Raw genomic sequence first — 16,784 nt, forward strand, 5'->3', positions numbered from 1 at the left:
ACGGGCGGGGAACGCCCGAGGAACAGGCCGGACGAAAGGATGACCGACCCGGAACGGCACACCAGGCGCCCTTGTGCGGGGCGACGTGAAGGTTTTGGGTGTACGGGTTGGTGCCGGGCCGGGACCATCGCATCCCCGGGCCGGCGACATGGTGGAATCTCAGGAGGATCCCCGCATGTCCGATTCGGCAGGTGGCTGTATCCCGCCACGTACCGCCGTCACAGAAGCCGAGGTGGAAGCCCTGGTGCGGGGCATCTGCTTCAAGACCGGACCGCCGCGCCGCCTCGGTGTCGAGGTGGAATGGCTCGTCCACGAGCTGCGGGATCCGCGGCTCCCCGTCACACCCGAACGACTCGGAGCGGCCTACGCCGCCCTGCGGACCGTGCCCCTGAGGTCGGCGCTCACCACCGAGCCCGGCGGCCAGCTGGAGCTGAGCTCGCCGCCCGCCGCCTCCCTGATGGAGTGCATCGGTACCGTCTCCGCCGACCTCGACGCCGTCCGCGCGGTGCTCCGCCGGGACGGTCTCGAACTGGTCGGCCTCGGCCACGATCCGTGGCACACGCCCCGCCGGTTCCTGCGCGAGCCGCGCTACGACGCCATGGAGGCCTGTCTGGACCGCACCGGCCCCGCCGGGCGGGCCATGATGTGCACCTCCGCCTCCGTGCAGGTGTGCCTGGACGCCGGGTACGAGGAGCCCGGCCCCCTCGGCCACGTACGGCGCTGGTGGCTGGCGCACCAGCTGGGCGCGGTCCTGGTCGCCGCGTTCGCCAACTCGCCGGTCGCCGGTGACCGGCCGACCGGCTGGCTGTCCACGCGGCAGCTGCGCTGGGTGCAGATCGGCACCGCCCGTGCGGGCGGCCCCGCACTGGACTCCGACCCGCGCGCCGCCTGGGCGCGGCACGTGCTGGACGCGCCCGTCATGTGCGTACGGCACGACAGCGGGCCGTGGCAGGTGCCGGACGGGCTGACGTTCCGGGAGTGGACCCGGTCCCATGCGCCCAGACCGCCGACCAGGGAGGATCTCGACTACCACGCGACCACCCTGTTCCCGCCGGTCAGGCCCCGCGGCCACTTGGAGCTGCGCATGATCGACGCGCAGCCCGGTGACGACGGCTGGATCGTGCCGCTGGCCGTGACGGCGGCGCTGTTCGACGACCCGGAGGCCGCCGAGACCGCCTACCGGGCGGTCAAGCCGCTGGCCGAGCGCACCCACGGCATGCCCGCGCCGCATAACCCGCTCTGGCGGGACGCGGCCCGTGACGGGCTGGCCGACCCGGAGCTGCGGGAGGTGGCCGTCACCTGTTTCGCGGCGGCGCTGCGCGCCCTGCCCCGGCTCGGCGCCACCCCCGACGTCGTCGACGCCGTCGCGGCGTACGCCGACCGCTACGTCGCCCGGGGCCGCTGCCCCGCCGACGACCTGCTCGACGAGCTGCGCACCACCGCCGGCGGCACCGCCGCGCCGGACGCCCCCGGCACGCACCCCGACGACCCGCATCCGCACGGGAAGGACACCCCCTCATGACCGACCCCGCCCTCGACGCCGAAGCCCTGCGCGAGCGCGCGGTCGCCTCGCTGATCACCGCCCGGGACCGGACCACGCTGCTCACCAGCTGCGTCGACGGGCCCGACCTGACCGCGCAGCACTCCCCGCTGATGTCCCCGCTGGTGTGGGACCTCGCCCACATCGGCAACCAGGAGGAGCAGTGGCTGCTGCGGGCCGTCGCCGGCCACGAGGCGATACGGCCCGAGATCGACACCCTCTACGACGCCTTCGAGCACCCGCGCGCCACCCGCCCGAGCCTGCCGCTGCTGCCGCCCGAGGAGGCCCGCCGGTACGCCGCCGACGTGCGGGGCAGGGCGCTGGACGTGCTGGAGGGCGCCTCGTTCCACGGGACGCGGCTGACGGAGGCGGGTTTCGCCTTCGGGATGATCGCGCAGCACGAACAGCAGCATGACGAGACCATGCTGATCACCCATCAGCTGCGCCGGGGCCCGCAGGCCCTGACCGCTCCCGACCCGGAGCCGGTGCCGCTGTTCACGGGCGCCTCCGAAGTCCTCGTCCCCGGTGGCCCGTTCACCATGGGGACCTCGGACGAGCCGTGGGCCCTGGACAACGAACGCCCCGCGCACCGGCGCGAGGTGCCGTCCTTCTTCATCGACACCACGCCCGTGACGAACGCCGCCTACCAGGCGTTCATCGAGGACGGCGGCTACGACGAGCCGCGCTGGTGGACCGCCGACGGCTGGTCCCACATCCGCCGCAACTCCGTCACGGCGCCGCTGTTCTGGCGCCGTGACGGACGGCAGTGGCTGCGGCGCCGGTTCGGCGTCACCGAGGTGGTGCCGCCCGACGAGCCGGTGCTCCACGTGTGCTGGTACGAGGCGGACGCCTACGCCCGCTGGGCCGGGCGCCGGCTGCCCACCGAGGCCGAGTGGGAGAAGGCCGCCCGGCACGACCCGGCCGGCGACCGTTCGATGCGCTACCCGTGGGGCGACGCCGACCCCGGTCCCGAGCACGCCAACCTCGGCCAGCGGCACCTGCGTCCGGCGCCCGCCGGGAGCTACCCGGCCGGTGAGTCGCCGCTCGGGGTGCGGCAGCTGATCGGCGACGTGTGGGAGTGGACGGCGAGCGACTTCCTGCCCTACCCGGGCTTCAGGGCGTTCCCGTACAAGGAGTACTCGGAGGTGTTCTTCGGGCCGGAGTACAAGGTGCTGCGCGGCGGTTCGTTCGCCGTGGACCAGGTGGCCTGCCGGGGCACGTTCCGCAACTGGGACCTGCCGATCCGGCGGCAGATCTTCTCCGGGTTCCGCACGGCGCGCTCGGAGGCGGTCTGATGTGCCGTCACGTGGCCTATGTGGGGCCGGAGGAGCCGCTGGGCGGTCTGCTCGTGGAGCCCGCGCACGCCCTGTACCGCCAGTCCTGGGCGCCCCGGCGGCAGCGGTACGGCACGGTCAACGCCGACGGTTTCGGGGTGGGCTGGTACGCCGATGGCGATCCGGTGCCGGCCCGGTACCGCCGGGCCGGGCCGGTCTGGGCGGACCTGTCGTTCGCCGATCTCGCCCGTGTGGTGCGGACCCGGGCGCTGCTCGCCGCCGTACGGGACGCGACCCTGTCGGGTGCCGACGCGGAGGCCGCGGCGGCGCCGTTCGCCGCCGGGACCTGGCTGTTCAGCCACAACGGCGCGGTGCCGGGCTGGCCGGGCTCACTCGCGCCGCTGGTGGGCGGCCTGTCCGCCGAGGACGTCCTGTCGCTGGAGGCCCGCAACGACTCGGCGTTCGTGTGGGCCCTGGTGCTCGCCCGGCTGCGGGCCGGCGACACCCAGGGGCAGGCGCTGGCCGACACGGTGCTGGAGGTCGCCGACGCGGCCCCCGGGTCCCGGCTCAATCTGCTGCTCACCGACGGCGACACCGTCACCGCGACCGCCTGGGGCGACACGCTGTGGTACCTCACCCGGCCCGGCGGCGGCACCGTCGTGGCCTCCGAGCCCTACGACGACGATCCGCACTGGCGCGAGGTCCCCGACCGCACCCTGCTCTCGGCGAGCCGCTCGGACGTCCTGCTGACCCCGCTCAAGGAACCCGGCGACGCCGTGACGTCCGCCGGCGCGCCCGCACCTGCCAAGGAGCCCCTCACGTGAGTCCGTTCCTCCTCACCCGCACCCTGCCCGAGGACGCCACCGGCGCCGCCCTGCGCGCCGACGTCCGCGCGGGCCTGACCGGCAGTCCCAAGACGCTGCCGCCGAAGTGGTTCTACGACGCCCACGGCAGCGAGCTGTTCGAGCGGATCACCGCACTGCCGGAGTACTACCCGACGCGTGCCGAACGCGAGATCCTGCTGACCCGCGCGGACGAGATCGCCGCCGCGTCCGGCGCCCGCACCCTGGTCGAGCTGGGCTCCGGTTCGTCGGAGAAGACCCGGTACCTGATCGACGCCCTCACCGGGCTGCGCACCTACGTCCCCGTCGACGTCAGCGAGAGCGCCCTCACCCTGGCCGGGCGGGCGCTGCTCGCCGAGCGGCCGGGGCTGGACGTGCACGCGCTGATCGCCGACTTCACCGCCCGGCTGACGCTGCCCGACACGCCGGGACCGCGCCTCGTGGCGTTCCTCGGCGGCACCGTGGGCAATCTGCTGCCCGCCGAACGGGCCGCGTTCCTCGCCTCCGTCCGTGCCCTGCTCGCCCCGGGCGACGCCCTGCTGCTGGGCACGGACCTGGTGAAGGACGAGCGGGTGCTGGTCCGGGCGTACGACGACGCGGCCGGGGTGACGGCCGCCTTCAACATGAACGTCCTGACCGTGATCAACCGGGAGCTGGACGCCGACTTCGATCCGGCCGCCTTCGAGCACGTGGCGCTGTGGGACGCCGAGCGGGAGTGGATCGAGATGCGGCTGCGCTCCCGTACCGCGCAGTCGGTGAAGATCCCGGCACTGGGACTCGCCGTGGACTTCGCGGCGGGCGAGGAACTGCGCACCGAGGTGTCGGCGAAGTTCCGGCAGGAGGGGGTGCGTGAGGAGCTGGCCGCCGCGGGGCTGGAGCCGGCCCGGTGGTGGACGGACGGGGAAGGGCGGTTCGCGCTGTCCCTGAGCTTCGCTCGCTGACACCCGCACCGCGCCGGTCACCGGGGCCCTAGCTAGTCGAAGGCCAGGGCCTCGGTGATGCGCCGTGCCGCGCGTGCGGCCTCCGTCGCCGGGTCGGACCCGGTGAGCACCTTCGTCATGTACTCCTTGATCGGGTTGTCCGCCTCGACCGCGCCCCACTGGGGTGTGCTGGGGGTCGCGCGTCCCCGTGCGGCTCCGGCCGCCATGGCCGCGACCCCCTCCTCCTCCGCCACCGCGTCGGCGAGGGCCGCCTTGTTGGGGACGTAGTTCATCGTGCGGGCCAGTTCGGTGTTCCACCGGGCGCCGGTGAGCGCGGCGACGACCTCGACGGCGCCCTCCTTGGCGTCGGTGTTCGCCGGGACGACGAGGTCGGAGCCGCCGGTGAAGACGGCACCGGGCCGGCCGGCGGTCCTGCCGGGGACCGGGAAGTAGCCCAACTCGCCCTTGAGATCCGGGTTCTCCTTGACGATGGCCTGGGCCGTCCCGGGCACGGCCACGATCTGCGCGATGCGCCCCCGTGCGAACACGCCCGCCTGCGGCGGGTGTTCCTCGTCGGCGTCGACGGGGCCGTCGCCGAGTGCCTGGAGCCGGCGGTAGAAGTCCATGCCGCGCAGGGCCGCCGCGCTGTCGAGCGTGCCGCGCCAGACGCCGTCCCGTTCCCTGGCGAGCTCCCCGCCCTCCTCCCAGATGAACCCGGCGAGCGTGTACCAGTCCTGCCCCGCGAGGTAGATCCCCTGGTTGCCCCCGGTGTCGAGCTGCTCGGTGAGGTCGAGCCAGTCGTCGCGGGTCTTCGGCGGGGCGCTGACGCCGGCCTCCCGGAAGAGGTCCTTGCGGTAGATGACGACGCGGTTGGCGGCGTACCAGGGGATGCCGTACTGCTGGGAGCCCCACCGGCCGGGTTCGGCGAGGCCGGGCAGCCACGCGTCGCGGCCCCAGTCCCGCATGGACTCCAGGGTGAGGTCGAGCAGCCCGTCGCCCTCCGCGTACTGGGTGACCTGGGTGTTGCCGACCTCGATGACGTCGGGGCCGTCCGTCCGGTCCGTGTCCAGCGCCTTCTGCACCTTCGCGCCGATGCCGGTCCACTCCTGGACGCGGATGTCGACGTCGAGTCCGGGGTGCTCGCGCTCGAACTCCTCGGTGAAGCGGTCCAGGAACTCCTGCGAGGCGCTGTGCTGCATCAGCCACACGGTGACCGTGCGCCGTTCGGTTCCACTGTCGGGCAACAGTCCGCAGCCGCCGAGCAGGGAGGCGGACACGCAGACGAGGGCGAGCAGACGGCGTCTCACGAGGGGTCCTGTTTCTGTCTGAACGGACAGGGAGGGGCCCGACGTGGGGGGCGAGCGGAAGCTCGGGCGGGTGCCCAGCATCTTGGTATGGACCAATCGGTAGGTCAAGCGCGTCAGGCGAACGGGGCCGACGCCTCGCGCTCCGCCGCCCGGTGGGGCACGGTGGAGTGACGTGTGACACAGGCGGCGGCCCCGTGCCCGGGGCCTCCCGCCGGGGAGAGGAGCACCCGCATGTCGAACCACACCTACCGGGTCACGGAGATCGTCGGGACCTCGCCCGAGGGCGTCGACCAGGCCGTACGCAACGGCATCGAGCGCGCCTCGCAGACGCTGCGCAATCTGGACTGGTTCGAGGTGACCCAGGTGCGCGGCCAGATCGAGGAAGGGCATATCGCGCACTGGCAGGTGGGACTGAAGGTCGGCTTCCGCCTGGAGGGGACGGACTGAGGCGGGCCGGGGCTCAGGTCCGCCCTTCCCGCTCCTGGGCGTCCTTCAGCTCCCCGGACGGGGCCGTCCAGCGGGCCTGGACGACGGTGAAGCCCGCCTTCCGGGCGTCCAGGCAGACCAGCTCGTCGTCGTCGACCAGCACGCGGATCTTCCGGGTGCGGGCGAGCCGGCGCAGAATGGCCAGCTTGGTGTGGCGGGCGGGCCGACGGTCGGCGTTGCCGCGCATGTGCACCTCGCCCTCGGGCAGCCCCTGTGCGGCGAGCCAGTCCAGCGTGTCGCGCCGGCAGCGCTCGGGGCGCCCGGTGAGGTAGACGATCTCGCACTCCCGGGCGCTCTCCCGGACCAGCGCGACACCCTCGGCGAGCGGCGGGTCGTGCGGGGCGGCGGCGAAGAAGGCGTCCCAGTCTCGCGGTGCGCGCTCGAGGAACCGCTGCCGGTGCGCCGTGTCGGCGAGGGTGTTGTCGAGGTCGAACACGGCCAGCGGCCGCTCGCTGCGGTCGGTCACACCGGACAGCCTAGACGGGCGCGGCCGCGCGGAATCCTGTGGGCCGTCAGGTGTTGGCACTGGTATGAGTTCCGTGATCGCCTCGGCCCGTTTCTCCGTCCTCGACCGCTCGCGCACCCGGGAGGGGCACACCGGCCCCGAGGCGCTGCGGGACACCGTGCGCCTGGCGCGCGAGGTGGAGCGGCTCGGCTACCACCGGTTCTGGGTCTCCGAGCACCACGGCGTGCCGGGGGTCGCCGGTTCGGCGCCGACCGTGCTGGCCGCCGCCGTCGCCGGGGCGACCCGGACGATCCGCGTCGGCACCGGCGGGGTGATGCTGCCCAACCACCGGCCGCTGGTCGTGGCCGAGCAGTTCGGGGTCCTCGAATCGCTGTTCCCGGGGCGGATCGACATGGGCCTGGGCCGGTCGGTCGGCTTCACCGACGGGGTCCGCAGGGCGCTGGGGCGCGACAAGGGCGACGCGGAGGACTTCGCGGCGCAGCTCGACGAACTGCTCGGCTGGTTCCGCGGCACCTCCCCCACCGGTGTGCACGCCCGGCCGGCCGAGGGCCTGACCGTGCCGCCGTTCGTGCTGGCCATGGGTGAGGGCGCCGCGGTCGCGGCCCGCGCCGGCCTGCCGATGGTCATCGGCGACCTGCGTGACCGGGACCGGATGCGGCGCGGCATCGACCGCTACCGCGACCTGTTCCGCCCCTCGGAGTGGGCGAGCGAGCCGTACGTCATCGTCTCCGGCGCGGTCGCGGTGGCCTCCACCCCCGAGCGGGCGCGCCGCCTGCTGATCCCGGAGGCCTGGTCGATGGCGTACTCGCGGACGCGCGGCACCTTTCCGCCGCTGCCGCCCGCCGAGCGGGTCGAGGCGCTGTCCATGACCGCCAGGGAGCGCGACCTCTACGCGTCGGGGCTCACCGGCCAGATGGCGGGCACCGAGGAGGAGGTGGCGCACGCGCTGGAGTCGGTCCTGGAGGAGACGGGGGCGCAGGAGGTGCTGGTCACCACCAGCACCCACGACCGGGAGGCGCTGCTGGACTCCTACCGCCGGCTCGCCGCGCTCGCGGGGCTGGACGGCAGCGCGACGCGCCGGTGACATCGCACCGGCGCGTCGCCTGCGGGGTGGGTGGGCGGGGCCGCTCCTACTCGCGGCCCCTCCGCGGGACGTCACGGCCCGGACTTCCGCGTCCCGGAACGTCACGGCCCCGGGCGTCTCCGCCCGGGCCGCCGCGGCCGCGGCGCCTCTCGTCGGCTTCCATCTCCGTCTCGGCCTCGATGCGCTCCTTGCGGACCCGCCCGTGGACGGTCTCGTCCGTCGTCTTCTCCTCCGTGGTCAGCCGGACCCGCTCGACCGGCACCGACTCGGTCTCCACGACCGGGCGTTCCTCGTGCAGCGTGACCTCGTACTCGTCCTCGGTGAAGTCCGGGCCCGACATCGCGTCGCCGCGGTTGGCGTCCGTGATCGGCTCGCGCTCCACGCGCACTTCCTCGTGGCGCAGCGGCACGGTCTGCTGCACCTCTTCAGTGACGACGTACTTGCGCAGCCTGGCCCGTCCGCTCTCGTGCCGTTCGACGCCGACCCTCATCCGCTCCTCGGAGCGGGTCATCGCGTCGTCACCGCGCGCACCGGTGCGGGCCTCGCCCCGGCGTCCCGCGGTCCCGGCCGTCCCGGCCATACCGGCCCGGCCGGTCGTGCCCGGTGCTCCGGTCATGTCCGCCTTGCCGGTCGTCCCCGGCGCGCCGGCCGCCCGGGTGGTGTCCTCGCGCTCGCGGCGGCCCGCCATGCCGGCGGCTCCGGCCGCGCCCGCGGCACCCGCCGTGCCCGCCGTGCCCATGCCGGGGCTCCGGTCGCGTTCGCCGGGTTCCGTCAGGACGCTGTCCCAGTCGATGCCGTAGTAGTCGTACAGCCGGTGCTCCTCGTCGACCGAGAGGTGCCCGCCCGCGTCGATGTCGACGTTGGGCGCGCCCTTGACCTTGTCCTTGCGGTAGGGGACTTCCAGGTGGTCCTGTACGAGAGAGGCGTCGCGGATGGGGATGAACGACTCATTGGAGCCGAACATGCCCGTTTTGACGGTCACCCACTCGGGGCGTCCGCTCGCGTCGTCGAGAAAGACGTGCTTCGCGTCGCCGATCTTGTTTCCGTCCCCGTCGTACACGGGGTGATCCAGCAGGATCGAGATCTCTTCGCGGGTGATCATCTTCCATCACCCTCCCTTCGGGGGTCGCTCCTCTCCGGTTCTCACGATCAGCTCGGCGAAAACGGAACAAATGCAACAAATGTCACTTATTTTTTGACAGCGCTCACCGGAGGTGGCCGTCCTGTCGGCCCGTGTCGGCCTCCGGCTGCGCCGCGCGCGCCAGGGTGCGGCGGTCGCGGTGGCACCCCGGCGGGAGGGGCGCCCGCACCTCGACCTCGGCGACCACCCCCCGGGCGGACGCCACGCGCCACAAGGACGCGAGCAGCGTGTCGTCGCCGACGAAGGCCGGCGCGGTCGCCGGGGCCCCGCCCGCGCACCGGTAGCGGATGCGGACCGGCTGCACCGGCACCCCGGCGTCCAGGGCCGCCTGGAAGACCGCCCGGCGGAAGTGTCCCTGGGCGCGGCCGCACCAGGTGCTGCCCTCGGGGAACGCCGCGACCGCCGCGCCCCCGCGCAGCACCCCGGCGACGGCGGCGACCGTCTCCGGCAGGGCGCGCAGCCGGTCACGGTCGATGAACAGCACGCCGCCGCGCGCCGCCAGCGCCCCCGCCACGGGCCAGCGCCGTATCTCGGACTTGGCCAGCATGCGGGCCGGACGGACCGCCGCGAGCAGCGGTACGTCCAGCCAGGAGATGTGGTTGGCGACGAGCAGGAGCCCGCCGGTGGGGGCGGCGGCCCCGGCGATGCGGACCCGGACCCCGGCGGCGCGCACGATCCAGCGGCACCACCGGCGCACCGGTTCCGCCGGGATCCGCGGCCCGAGCGGCAGCAGGGCGATCCCGGCGAGCAGCAGGAGGCCGACCGTCGCCAGGCGCAGCACCGCCAGCGGTACGGCCGCCGCGCGGGCCGTCGGTTCCACACAGCCCCGCGGGGTGCAGGGCGCGCCGGGCAGCCAGACGCTCATCAGGCGGGGACGAGGGAGAGGAAGTGGCGCAGGTAGCGGGGGTTGACCCGGTTCATCGGCAGCAGCACGTAGAGGTCGGCGACGCCGAAGTCGGCGTCGTGCGCGGGCTCGCCGCACACCCAGGCGCCGAGCCGGATGTAGCCGCGCAGCAGGGCGGGCAGTTCGGTGGCCGCGGCGGGCACGGCGGGCACGGCGGCCTGCGGCAGCCAGGGGTGCAGCGGGCGGACCCGGTACTCCTCCGGCGCGAGGTGCCGGTCGCGCACCCGGTCCCAGGCGGCGGAGGCGAGGGCGCCGCCGTCGGCGAGCGGGATGGAGCAGCAGCCGGCCAGCCAGGCGTGGCCGCGGTCGGTCATGTAGCGGGCGATGCCGGCCCAGATGAGCCCGATGACCGCGCCGTCGCGGTGGTCGGGGTGCACACAGGAGCGGCCGACCTCGACGAGCGAGGGGCGTATCGGGTCCAGTGGCGCGAGGTCGAACTCGCTCTCCGCGTAGAGCCGTCCGGCGATCCCGGCGCGCTCCGGGGGCAGCAGGCGGTACGTGCCCACCACCTGGCCGCTCACCTCCTCGCGCACGAGCAGGTGGTCGCAGTACGCGTCGAAGGGGTCGACGTCCAGTCCCGGCTGCGGGCTGGACAGCAGGGCGCCCATCTCCCCGGCGAAGACGTCGTGGCGCAGCCGCTGCGCGGCACGCACGTCCTCCTCGTCGCGGGCGAGGGTGACGGTGTAGCGGGTGGGCGCCGAGGGCTGCGGGGGACGGTGGAGCGTGGTGACGCCGGTCATGGCTGACTCCTGGGCACGGGCCGGGGACGGCGGAGCGGGGCGGCGGGCCGGGGTCGTGCGGCCCGCCGCTCCTGTTCTTCCGATGCCGGTTGGCGCGCGCGTGACCTGTGCCGGGAGCGCGGATGTGGAGATGTTGAATGCCGGGGGCGCCGGGAGCGAGACGGGGCCGGGCGATGAGCACCGGTCCCGGCCCCGTCCGTTCGCGCCTGCGGCGAACGTCGGTGGGACGGCTACCGCTTCGCCGCCCTGCGGGTGGCCCGCAGCCACTCCTTGTTCATTCCGGTGATGGACACGAGCGGGATGCCCTTGGGGCACGCCGTCGCGCACTCGCCGGCGAGGGTGCAGCCGCCGAAGCCCTCCTCGTCCATCTGCGCCACCATGTCCAGCACCCGGGTCTCCCGCTCGGGGGCGCCCTGCGGCAGCACGTTGAGGTGGTTGATCTTCGCCGAGGTGAACAGCATCGCCGCGCCGTTGGGGCAGGCGGCGACGCAGGCGCCGCAGCCGATGCACTCGGCGTGCTCGAAGGCGAAGTCCGCGTCGGGCTTGGGCACCGGCGTGGCGTGGGCCTCCGGGGCGGAGCCGGTGGGCGCGGTGATGTAGCCGCCGGCCTGGATGATGCGGTCGAACGCCGACCGGTCGACCACCAGGTCCTTCACCACCGGGAAGGCGGCGGCCCGCCACGGTTCGACGTCGATGGTGTCGCCGTCCCGGAAGGAGCGCATGTGCAGCTGGCAGGTGGTGGTGCGCTCGGGCCCGTGCGCGTCGCCGTTGATGACCAGCGAGCAGGCGCCGCAGATGCCCTCGCGGCAGTCGTGGTCGAAGGCGACCGGGTCCTCGCCCTTGAGGATGAGCCCCTCGTTGAGCGTGTCGAGCATCTCCAGGAAGGACATGTCGGGCGAGATGCCGTCCACCTCGTACGTGGACATGGTGCCGTCGGCGTCGGCGTTCTTCTGCCGCCAGACGCGCAGGGTGAGCTTCATGCGTAGCTCCGCTGGGTGGGGTGGACGTACTCGAAGACCAGGTCTTCCTTGTGCAGGACGGGCGCCTCGCCGGTGCCGGTGAACTCCCAGGCCGCCGCGTAGGAGAACGCCTCGTCGCGGCGGGCGGCCTCGCCGTCCGGGGTCTGGGACTCCTCGCGGAAGTGGCCGCCGCAGGACTCCTCGCGGTGCAGCGCGTCGAGGCACATCAGCTCGGCGAGCTCCAGGTAGTCGACGACGCGGTTGGCCTTCTCCAGCGACTGGTTGAACTCCTCGCCGGTACCGGGGACCTTGACGCGCCGCCAGAACTCCTCACGGATCTGCGGGATGCGTTCCAGTGCCTTGCGCAGACCGGCGTCGGTGCGGGCCATGCCGCAGAACTCCCACATCAGCTCGCCGAGTTCGCGGTGGAAGGAGTCGGGCGTGCGGTCGCCGTCGACGGACAGCAGCAGGTTCAGCCGGTCCTGGGTCTCGGCCAGCACCTCCTGCACCACCGGGTGCTCGGCGGTGACCTCGTCCCGGTGCGGGGTGCGGGCCAGGTAGTCGTTGACGGTGGCCGGGATGACGAAGTAGCCGTCGGCCAGGCCCTGCATCAGCGCGGAGGCGCCCAGCCGGTTGGCGCCGTGGTCGGAGAAGTTGGCCTCGCCGATCGCGAACAGGCCCGGGACGGTGGTCTGCAGGTCGTAGTCGACCCACAGGCCGCCCATCGTGTAGTGCACGGCGGGGTAGATCCGCATCGGCACCTCGTACGGATCCTCGTCGGTGATCCGCTGGTACATGTCGAAGAGGTTGCCGTACCTGGCCTCGACCGCCTTGCGGCCCATGCGCTTGATGGCGTCGGCGAAGTCCAGGTAGACGCCCTGGCCGCCGGGGCCCACTCCCCTGCCCTCGTCGCAGACGTTCTTGGCGGCGCGGGAGGCGATGTCGCGCGGGACCAGGTTGCCGAAAGAGGGGTAGACGCGCTCCAGGTAGTAGTCGCGCTCGTCCTCGGGGATCCTGTTCGGCGGCCGGTCGTCGCCCTTGGCCTTCGGCACCCAGATCCGGCCGTCGTTGCGCAGCGACTCGCTCATCAGCGTCAGCTTGGACTGGTGGTCGCCGGTGCGCGGGATGCAGGTGGGGTGGATCTGGGTGAAGCAGGGGTTGGCGAAGTGGGCGCCGCGCCGGTGCGCCCGCCAGACGGCGGTCGCGTTGGAGTTCATGGCGTTGGTCGACAGGTAGAAGACGTTGCCGTAGCCGCCGGTGGCGAGGACGACGGCGTCCGCGAAGTACGTGTCGATCCTCCCGGTGATCAGGTCCCGGGCGACGATGCCGCGGGCCCGCCCGTCGACGACGATCAGGTCGAGCATCTCGGTGCGCGGGTGCATCTCGACGTTGCCGGCGGCGATCTGCCGCGACAGCGCCTGGTAGGCGCCGAGGAGGAGCTGCTGGCCCGTCTGGCCGCGGGCGTAGAAGGTGCGGGAGACCTGGACGCCGCCGAAGGAGCGGGTGTCGAGCAGGCCGCCGTACTCGCGGGCGAAGGGCACGCCCTGCGCCACGCACTGGTCGATGATCTCGACGGAGATCTGCGCCAGGCGGTGCACGTTGGACTCGCGGGCGCGGAAGTCGCCGCCCTTGACGGTGTCGTAGAACAGGCGGTGCACGGAGTCGCCGTCGTTGCGGTAGTTCTTCGCGGCGTTGATGCCGCCCTGCGCGGCGATGGAGTGGGCGCGGCGCGGGGAGTCCTGGTAGCAGAACTGGACGACGTGGTAGCCCTGTTCGGCGAGGGTGGCCCCGGCGGAGCCGCCCGCGAGGCCGGTGCCGACCACGATGACGGTGTGCTTGCGGCGGTTGGCGGGGTTGACCAGCTTGGCCTCGAAGCGGCGCTTGTCCCAGCGCTCGTGGACGGGGCCGGCGGGGGCCTTGGTGTCGGCGACCGGCTCGCCGGTCGTGTACTCGGTGTAGGAAGTCATGGTCAGCTCACCACTCCGGTCATCACGCCCACGGGGACGGCGAGGAAGCCGGCCGTGAGCAGCAGCGCGAGGACATTGGCGACGGTCTTCAGGGCGCGGTCGCGGGTGCGGCTGCCGACGCCGAGGGTCTGGGCGGCGCTCCAGAACCCGTGCCGGATGTGCAGTCCGACGGCGAGCATCGCGACGACGTAGATGACGTTGCCGTACCAGGTGGAGAAGGTGTCCACGACGTTCTGGTAGGGCTTGCCGCTCTCGAAGCCGCCGGAGTGCACATGGCCCGTGGTCAGGTCCAGGACGTGCCAGACGATGAACAGGGCGAGGATGATCCCGCCCCAGCGCATGGTGCGCGTGGCGTAACTGGCGCGCGGTTTCCGGTGCACGTACTTGCTGGGGCGCGCCCTGATGTCGCGGCGGCTGAGCTGGTAGGCGGAGACGGCGTGGGCGGCCACGGCGGCCACGAGCACGACGCGGACGAGCCACAGCGTCCACTCGTAGTGCATGAACGGCTCACCGACGGTGCGCAGCCAGTGGGCGTAGTGGTTGAACTCGCCCGCCCCGAAGAAGATCTTCAGGTTTCCGATCATGTGGACGACCAGGTACAGCAGCATGATCAGGCCGCTGACCGCCATCACTGTCTTCTTGCCGACGGTCGAGTCCCACACGGTGCGTGCCATGGACGGCCGTCGGTCCGTCCGCGTTGCCAGAGCCATGCCACCGACGCTAGGGCCGAGGGGGCCCATCGGTCCAAGACATGGAACGGCTCGATTCGATAGGGCGGGCCTATGATGGCTGCGTGCAGTTCCAGCAGCTCCAGTACTTCGTGGCCGTCGCCGAGACCCGGCACTTCACCCGGGCCGCCGAGACGGTCCATGTCGCGCAGCCGTCGTTGTCCCAGCAGATCAAGGCGCTCGAGCGGGAGCTGGGATCCGATCTGTTCCGGCGGGCGCGCGGCAACATCACGCTGACCGACGCCGGGGAGGCGCTGCTGCCCCTGGCCCGGCGGATCCTGGCGGACGCGGACACCGCCCGGCACGAGGTGCAGGAGGTGGCGCAGCTGCGCAGCGGCCGGGTCCGGCTGGGCGCGACGCCGAGCCTGTGCACCGGTCTGCTGCCGGACGTGCTGCGCGCCTTCCACGACCGCTACCCGGGCGTGCGGCTGCTGGTCGAGGAGGGCGGCTCGCACGACCTGGTGCGGCAGCTGGCCCGCGGCGCGCTGGACCTCGCCCTGGTGGTGCTGCCCCTTCCGACGCCCTCGCCCGCGCTCACCACGGTGGAGCTGCTGCGCGAGGACCTGGTGGTGGTGTCCTCGCCGGACGCCCCGAGGCCGGGGCGCGGCCGGCGGGCCGTGCGCATCGCCGATCTGGAGGGCGAGCGCCTGGTGATGTTCCGGCACGGCTACGACCTGCGCGAGCTGACCGTGGCCGCGTGCCGCGCGGAGGGCTTCGAGCCGGAATTCGCGGTCGAGGGCGGCGAGATGGACGCGGTGCTGGGGTTCGTGCGGGCCGGTCTCGGGGTCGCCGTCGTGCCGCGCATGGTGGCGGCGCGGTCGGGACACGGGCTGCGGGTGACCCCGCTGGCCCGTCCCGGTCTGCACCGCGCGATCGCCCTGGCGCACCGCAGCGACGTGGCTCCGCCGCGTGCGGCCCGGGAGTTGCAGCGGATGCTGCTGGAGCGGTGAGCCGCCCGAGGCCGGCCTACGGCACCACCGTCACCGGCCACCGCCCCGCCTTGACCAGCCGCACCGCGACCGACCCGACGATCCGGTGGCCGGCCTGCTCGGAGGCGCCCACCACCACCGCGTCCGCGGTGAGGTCGTCCGCCGCCCTCACCAGGGCGTGGTAGGGGTCGCCGCGCACCGTGTGGAACTCCCAGCGGATGTCGAAGATCCCCCTGATCCGCTCCATCGCCTCCCTGATCTGCGCGACCAGGTCCTCGGCGATCTCCTCGGTCGCGTCGGCCACCGGCGCGCCGAGCACCGCGCCCGCCGCCGGCACCGGCTGCACGTAGACGATGGCGAGCAGCGCGTTCTGCCGTCGGGCGAGACCGGCGGCGTACGCCGCCGCACGCAGCGAGGAGTCGGACCCGTCCACTCCGGCCACGATCACCTTCGGGCCGTCGGTGCCCCGTTCGAAGCGGGGGGACTGCTGTTCCGTCACGGCAGCGAGGCTAGCGGACCCCACCGCCCCGGCCGGCAGCCGTCCCCCGCGGACCCGTCGCCCCACACTGCGCCGATCGGGTGAAATCGTGCCGCCGCACCGGTGTCGCTGAGGTGCGTCGGGCGTCCGTGGGGCGACTGATGAGTCATGCAGAAGGATCAGTTGCTCATCCGGCGCCGGGCCGTGCTCGCCGGCGCCGCCGCTCTCGGCGCCGCCGGTGTGGCCTCGGCACTCGCGCCGGGCACCGGGGAGCGGGCCGCCCCCGCGTCGGCGCCCGCCGCGGGCGCCCCGGCCGCCCGCCGCCCGCTCAAGCCCTCCGAGTACCGGCTCAGGCCCCTGACCGGCTACGACGCGCCGCCCAGCACTCCCGGCAGGACCCCGGTGCGGCGCGAACCGCTGCTGCGCCTGTCCGGGCGCGGCCGCACCATGGTGCTGACCTTCGACGACGGGCCGGACCCCCGCTACACCCCGGACATCCTGGACACCCTGGCCCGGTACGAGACGCGCGCGATGTTCTTCGTGTGCGGGGAGATGGCGGCCGAGAACCCGGACCTGCTGGCCCGGATGGCGGACGAGGGGCACGTGGTCGGCAACCACACCTGGTCCCACCCCCTGCTCACCGCACTCGGCCGGCGCCGGATCCGCACCGAGATGGAACGCACCAGCGACGTCATCGAGAAGGCCCACGGCTCACGCCCCGAATGGTTCCGCGCGCCCTACGGGGCCTGGAACCGCGCCGCCTTCCGGCTCGGTGCCGAACTGGGCATGGAGCCGCTGGCCTGGACGGTCGACACGCTCGACTGGACGACGCCCGGCACCCGCACCATCGTCGGCCGGGTCGCGGACGGTGCCGCCCCCGGCGTCGTGGTGCTCTCCCACGACGCCGGCGGCGAACGCTCGCAGAGCGTGCGGGCCCTGCGCCGCTATCTGCCCGCGCTGCTGGACTCCGGCTACCACGTCACGGTGCCGCGCCGGCAGTACGTCTGAGCCGCCCGCGC

Annotated in this window: 17 protein-coding genes; 8 read left to right on the forward strand and 9 right to left on the reverse strand. The window is 73.5% G+C overall.

The features are described 5' to 3' along the window. The first annotated feature begins 175 nt into the window (after window positions 1-175). From egtA to egtD, 4 genes are read left to right on the forward strand one after another with little or no spacing between them, the layout of a single operon-like run. Window positions 176-1,522 (forward strand): ergothioneine biosynthesis glutamate--cysteine ligase EgtA, encoded by a 1,347-nt coding sequence (egtA, locus tag FHX78_RS02330; protein ID WP_229923931.1) that lies wholly within the window; start codon window positions 176-178, stop codon window positions 1,520-1,522. Then, window positions 1,519-2,835, forward strand: a complete 1,317-nt coding sequence (egtB, locus tag FHX78_RS02335) for an ergothioneine biosynthesis protein EgtB (RefSeq protein WP_145865790.1) — start codon at window positions 1,519-1,521, stop codon at window positions 2,833-2,835. Before egtA ends, egtB begins: the two co-directional genes overlap by 4 nt. Continuing rightward, complete coding sequence (gene egtC / locus FHX78_RS02340) at window positions 2,835-3,638, forward strand: ergothioneine biosynthesis protein EgtC (protein WP_145865791.1); 804 nt, start codon at window positions 2,835-2,837, stop codon at window positions 3,636-3,638. The genes egtB and egtC overlap by 1 nt, the downstream gene beginning before the upstream one ends. Then, window positions 3,635-4,597, forward strand: a complete 963-nt coding sequence (gene egtD, locus FHX78_RS02345) for an L-histidine N(alpha)-methyltransferase (RefSeq protein WP_145865792.1) — start codon at window positions 3,635-3,637, stop codon at window positions 4,595-4,597. The genes egtC and egtD overlap by 4 nt, the downstream gene beginning before the upstream one ends. 32 nt (window positions 4,598-4,629) lie before the next feature. Here the strand turns inward: egtD and FHX78_RS02350 are convergent, their stop codons facing one another. After that, window positions 4,630-5,883 (reverse strand): extracellular solute-binding protein, encoded by a 1,254-nt coding sequence (locus FHX78_RS02350; protein WP_145865793.1) that lies wholly within the window; start codon window positions 5,881-5,883, stop codon window positions 4,630-4,632. A 231-nt stretch (window positions 5,884-6,114) separates the two neighbouring features. Here FHX78_RS02350 and FHX78_RS02355 point away from each other — a divergent pair, with 231 nt between their 5' ends. Continuing rightward, window positions 6,115-6,330, forward strand: a complete 216-nt coding sequence (locus FHX78_RS02355; protein ID WP_145865794.1) for a dodecin — start codon at window positions 6,115-6,117, stop codon at window positions 6,328-6,330. Between the two features lie 13 nt (window positions 6,331-6,343). On the opposite strand, the gene FHX78_RS02360 is transcribed toward FHX78_RS02355, so the two are convergent. Continuing rightward, window positions 6,344-6,835 carry a phosphatase domain-containing protein gene (locus FHX78_RS02360; protein WP_145865795.1) on the reverse strand — a complete coding sequence of 164 codons (492 nt, stop codon included), beginning with the start codon at window positions 6,833-6,835 and terminating at the stop codon, window positions 6,344-6,346. A 64-nt stretch (window positions 6,836-6,899) separates the two neighbouring features. Between FHX78_RS02360 and FHX78_RS02365 the strand changes: the two genes are divergently transcribed. After that, a complete protein-coding gene (locus FHX78_RS02365; protein ID WP_145865796.1) occupies window positions 6,900-7,919 on the forward strand; it encodes an LLM class flavin-dependent oxidoreductase in 1,020 nt (339 codons plus the stop codon). Between the two features lie 46 nt (window positions 7,920-7,965). Here the strand turns inward: FHX78_RS02365 and FHX78_RS02370 are convergent, their stop codons facing one another. From FHX78_RS02370 to FHX78_RS02395, 6 genes are all read right to left on the reverse strand, one after another. Then, window positions 7,966-9,021: a DUF2382 domain-containing protein gene (locus FHX78_RS02370; RefSeq protein WP_145865797.1), complete on the reverse strand. Its 1,056-nt coding sequence runs from the start codon at window positions 9,019-9,021 to the stop codon at window positions 7,966-7,968. 103 nt (window positions 9,022-9,124) lie between these two features. Next, a complete protein-coding gene (locus tag FHX78_RS02375; RefSeq protein ID WP_145865798.1) occupies window positions 9,125-9,925 on the reverse strand; it encodes a lysophospholipid acyltransferase family protein in 801 nt (266 codons plus the stop codon). Next, window positions 9,925-10,704, reverse strand: a complete 780-nt coding sequence (locus FHX78_RS02380) for a GNAT family N-acetyltransferase (protein WP_145865799.1) — start codon at window positions 10,702-10,704, stop codon at window positions 9,925-9,927. The genes FHX78_RS02375 and FHX78_RS02380 overlap by 1 nt, the downstream gene beginning before the upstream one ends. 230 nt (window positions 10,705-10,934) lie before the next feature. After that, complete coding sequence (locus FHX78_RS02385) at window positions 10,935-11,684, reverse strand: succinate dehydrogenase/fumarate reductase iron-sulfur subunit (RefSeq protein WP_145865800.1); 750 nt, start codon at window positions 11,682-11,684, stop codon at window positions 10,935-10,937. Beyond that, complete coding sequence (locus FHX78_RS02390) at window positions 11,681-13,630, reverse strand: fumarate reductase/succinate dehydrogenase flavoprotein subunit (RefSeq protein ID WP_145865801.1); 1,950 nt, start codon at window positions 13,628-13,630, stop codon at window positions 11,681-11,683. Before FHX78_RS02390 ends, FHX78_RS02385 begins: the two co-directional genes overlap by 4 nt. A gap of 2 nt (window positions 13,631-13,632) precedes the next feature. Next, the gene (locus FHX78_RS02395; protein WP_145865802.1) at window positions 13,633-14,304 is read right to left on the reverse strand and encodes a succinate dehydrogenase; all 672 of its coding nucleotides are present in this window, start codon (window positions 14,302-14,304) and stop codon (window positions 13,633-13,635) included. Window positions 14,305-14,423: 119 nt separating this feature from the next. Here FHX78_RS02395 and FHX78_RS02400 point away from each other — a divergent pair, with 119 nt between their 5' ends. Further along, window positions 14,424-15,308 (forward strand): LysR family transcriptional regulator, encoded by an 885-nt coding sequence (locus FHX78_RS02400; protein ID WP_145865803.1) that lies wholly within the window; start codon window positions 14,424-14,426, stop codon window positions 15,306-15,308. Window positions 15,309-15,324: 16 nt separating this feature from the next. Here FHX78_RS02400 and FHX78_RS02405 read toward each other — a convergent pair whose 3' ends face one another. Then, window positions 15,325-15,786, reverse strand: coding sequence for a universal stress protein (locus FHX78_RS02405; protein WP_145865804.1), 462 nt, complete (start codon window positions 15,784-15,786; stop codon window positions 15,325-15,327). 147 nt (window positions 15,787-15,933) lie between these two features. On the opposite strand from FHX78_RS02405, the gene FHX78_RS02410 reads away from it, so the two are divergent. Then, window positions 15,934-16,773 (forward strand): polysaccharide deacetylase family protein, encoded by an 840-nt coding sequence (locus FHX78_RS02410; RefSeq protein WP_189908578.1) that lies wholly within the window; start codon window positions 15,934-15,936, stop codon window positions 16,771-16,773. Window positions 16,774-16,784 lie beyond the last annotated feature (11 nt).

Source organism: Streptomyces capillispiralis (genome assembly GCF_007829875.1).
Lineage (GTDB): Bacteria > Actinomycetota > Actinomycetes > Streptomycetales > Streptomycetaceae > Streptomyces > Streptomyces capillispiralis.

Coding starts and splice junctions, on each gene's coding strand:
- egtA (WP_229923931.1), top strand. CDS start 176: ATGTCCGATTCGGCAGGTGGCTGTATCCCGCCACGTACCGCCGTCACA.
- egtB (WP_145865790.1), top strand. CDS start 1,519: ATGACCGACCCCGCCCTCGACGCCGAAGCCCTGCGCGAGCGCGCGGTC.
- egtC (WP_145865791.1), top strand. CDS start 2,835: ATGTGCCGTCACGTGGCCTATGTGGGGCCGGAGGAGCCGCTGGGCGGT.
- FHX78_RS02355 (WP_145865794.1), top strand. CDS start 6,115: ATGTCGAACCACACCTACCGGGTCACGGAGATCGTCGGGACCTCGCCC.
- FHX78_RS02365 (WP_145865796.1), top strand. CDS start 6,900: ATGAGTTCCGTGATCGCCTCGGCCCGTTTCTCCGTCCTCGACCGCTCG.
- FHX78_RS02370 (WP_145865797.1), bottom strand. CDS start 9,021: ATGATCACCCGCGAAGAGATCTCGATCCTGCTGGATCACCCCGTGTAC.
- FHX78_RS02375 (WP_145865798.1), bottom strand. CDS start 9,925: ATGAGCGTCTGGCTGCCCGGCGCGCCCTGCACCCCGCGGGGCTGTGTG.
- FHX78_RS02380 (WP_145865799.1), bottom strand. CDS start 10,704: ATGACCGGCGTCACCACGCTCCACCGTCCCCCGCAGCCCTCGGCGCCC.
- FHX78_RS02385 (WP_145865800.1), bottom strand. CDS start 11,684: ATGAAGCTCACCCTGCGCGTCTGGCGGCAGAAGAACGCCGACGCCGAC.
- FHX78_RS02390 (WP_145865801.1), bottom strand. CDS start 13,630: ATGACTTCCTACACCGAGTACACGACCGGCGAGCCGGTCGCCGACACC.
- FHX78_RS02395 (WP_145865802.1), bottom strand. CDS start 14,304: ATGGCACGCACCGTGTGGGACTCGACCGTCGGCAAGAAGACAGTGATG.
- FHX78_RS02410 (WP_189908578.1), top strand. CDS start 15,934: ATGCAGAAGGATCAGTTGCTCATCCGGCGCCGGGCCGTGCTCGCCGGC.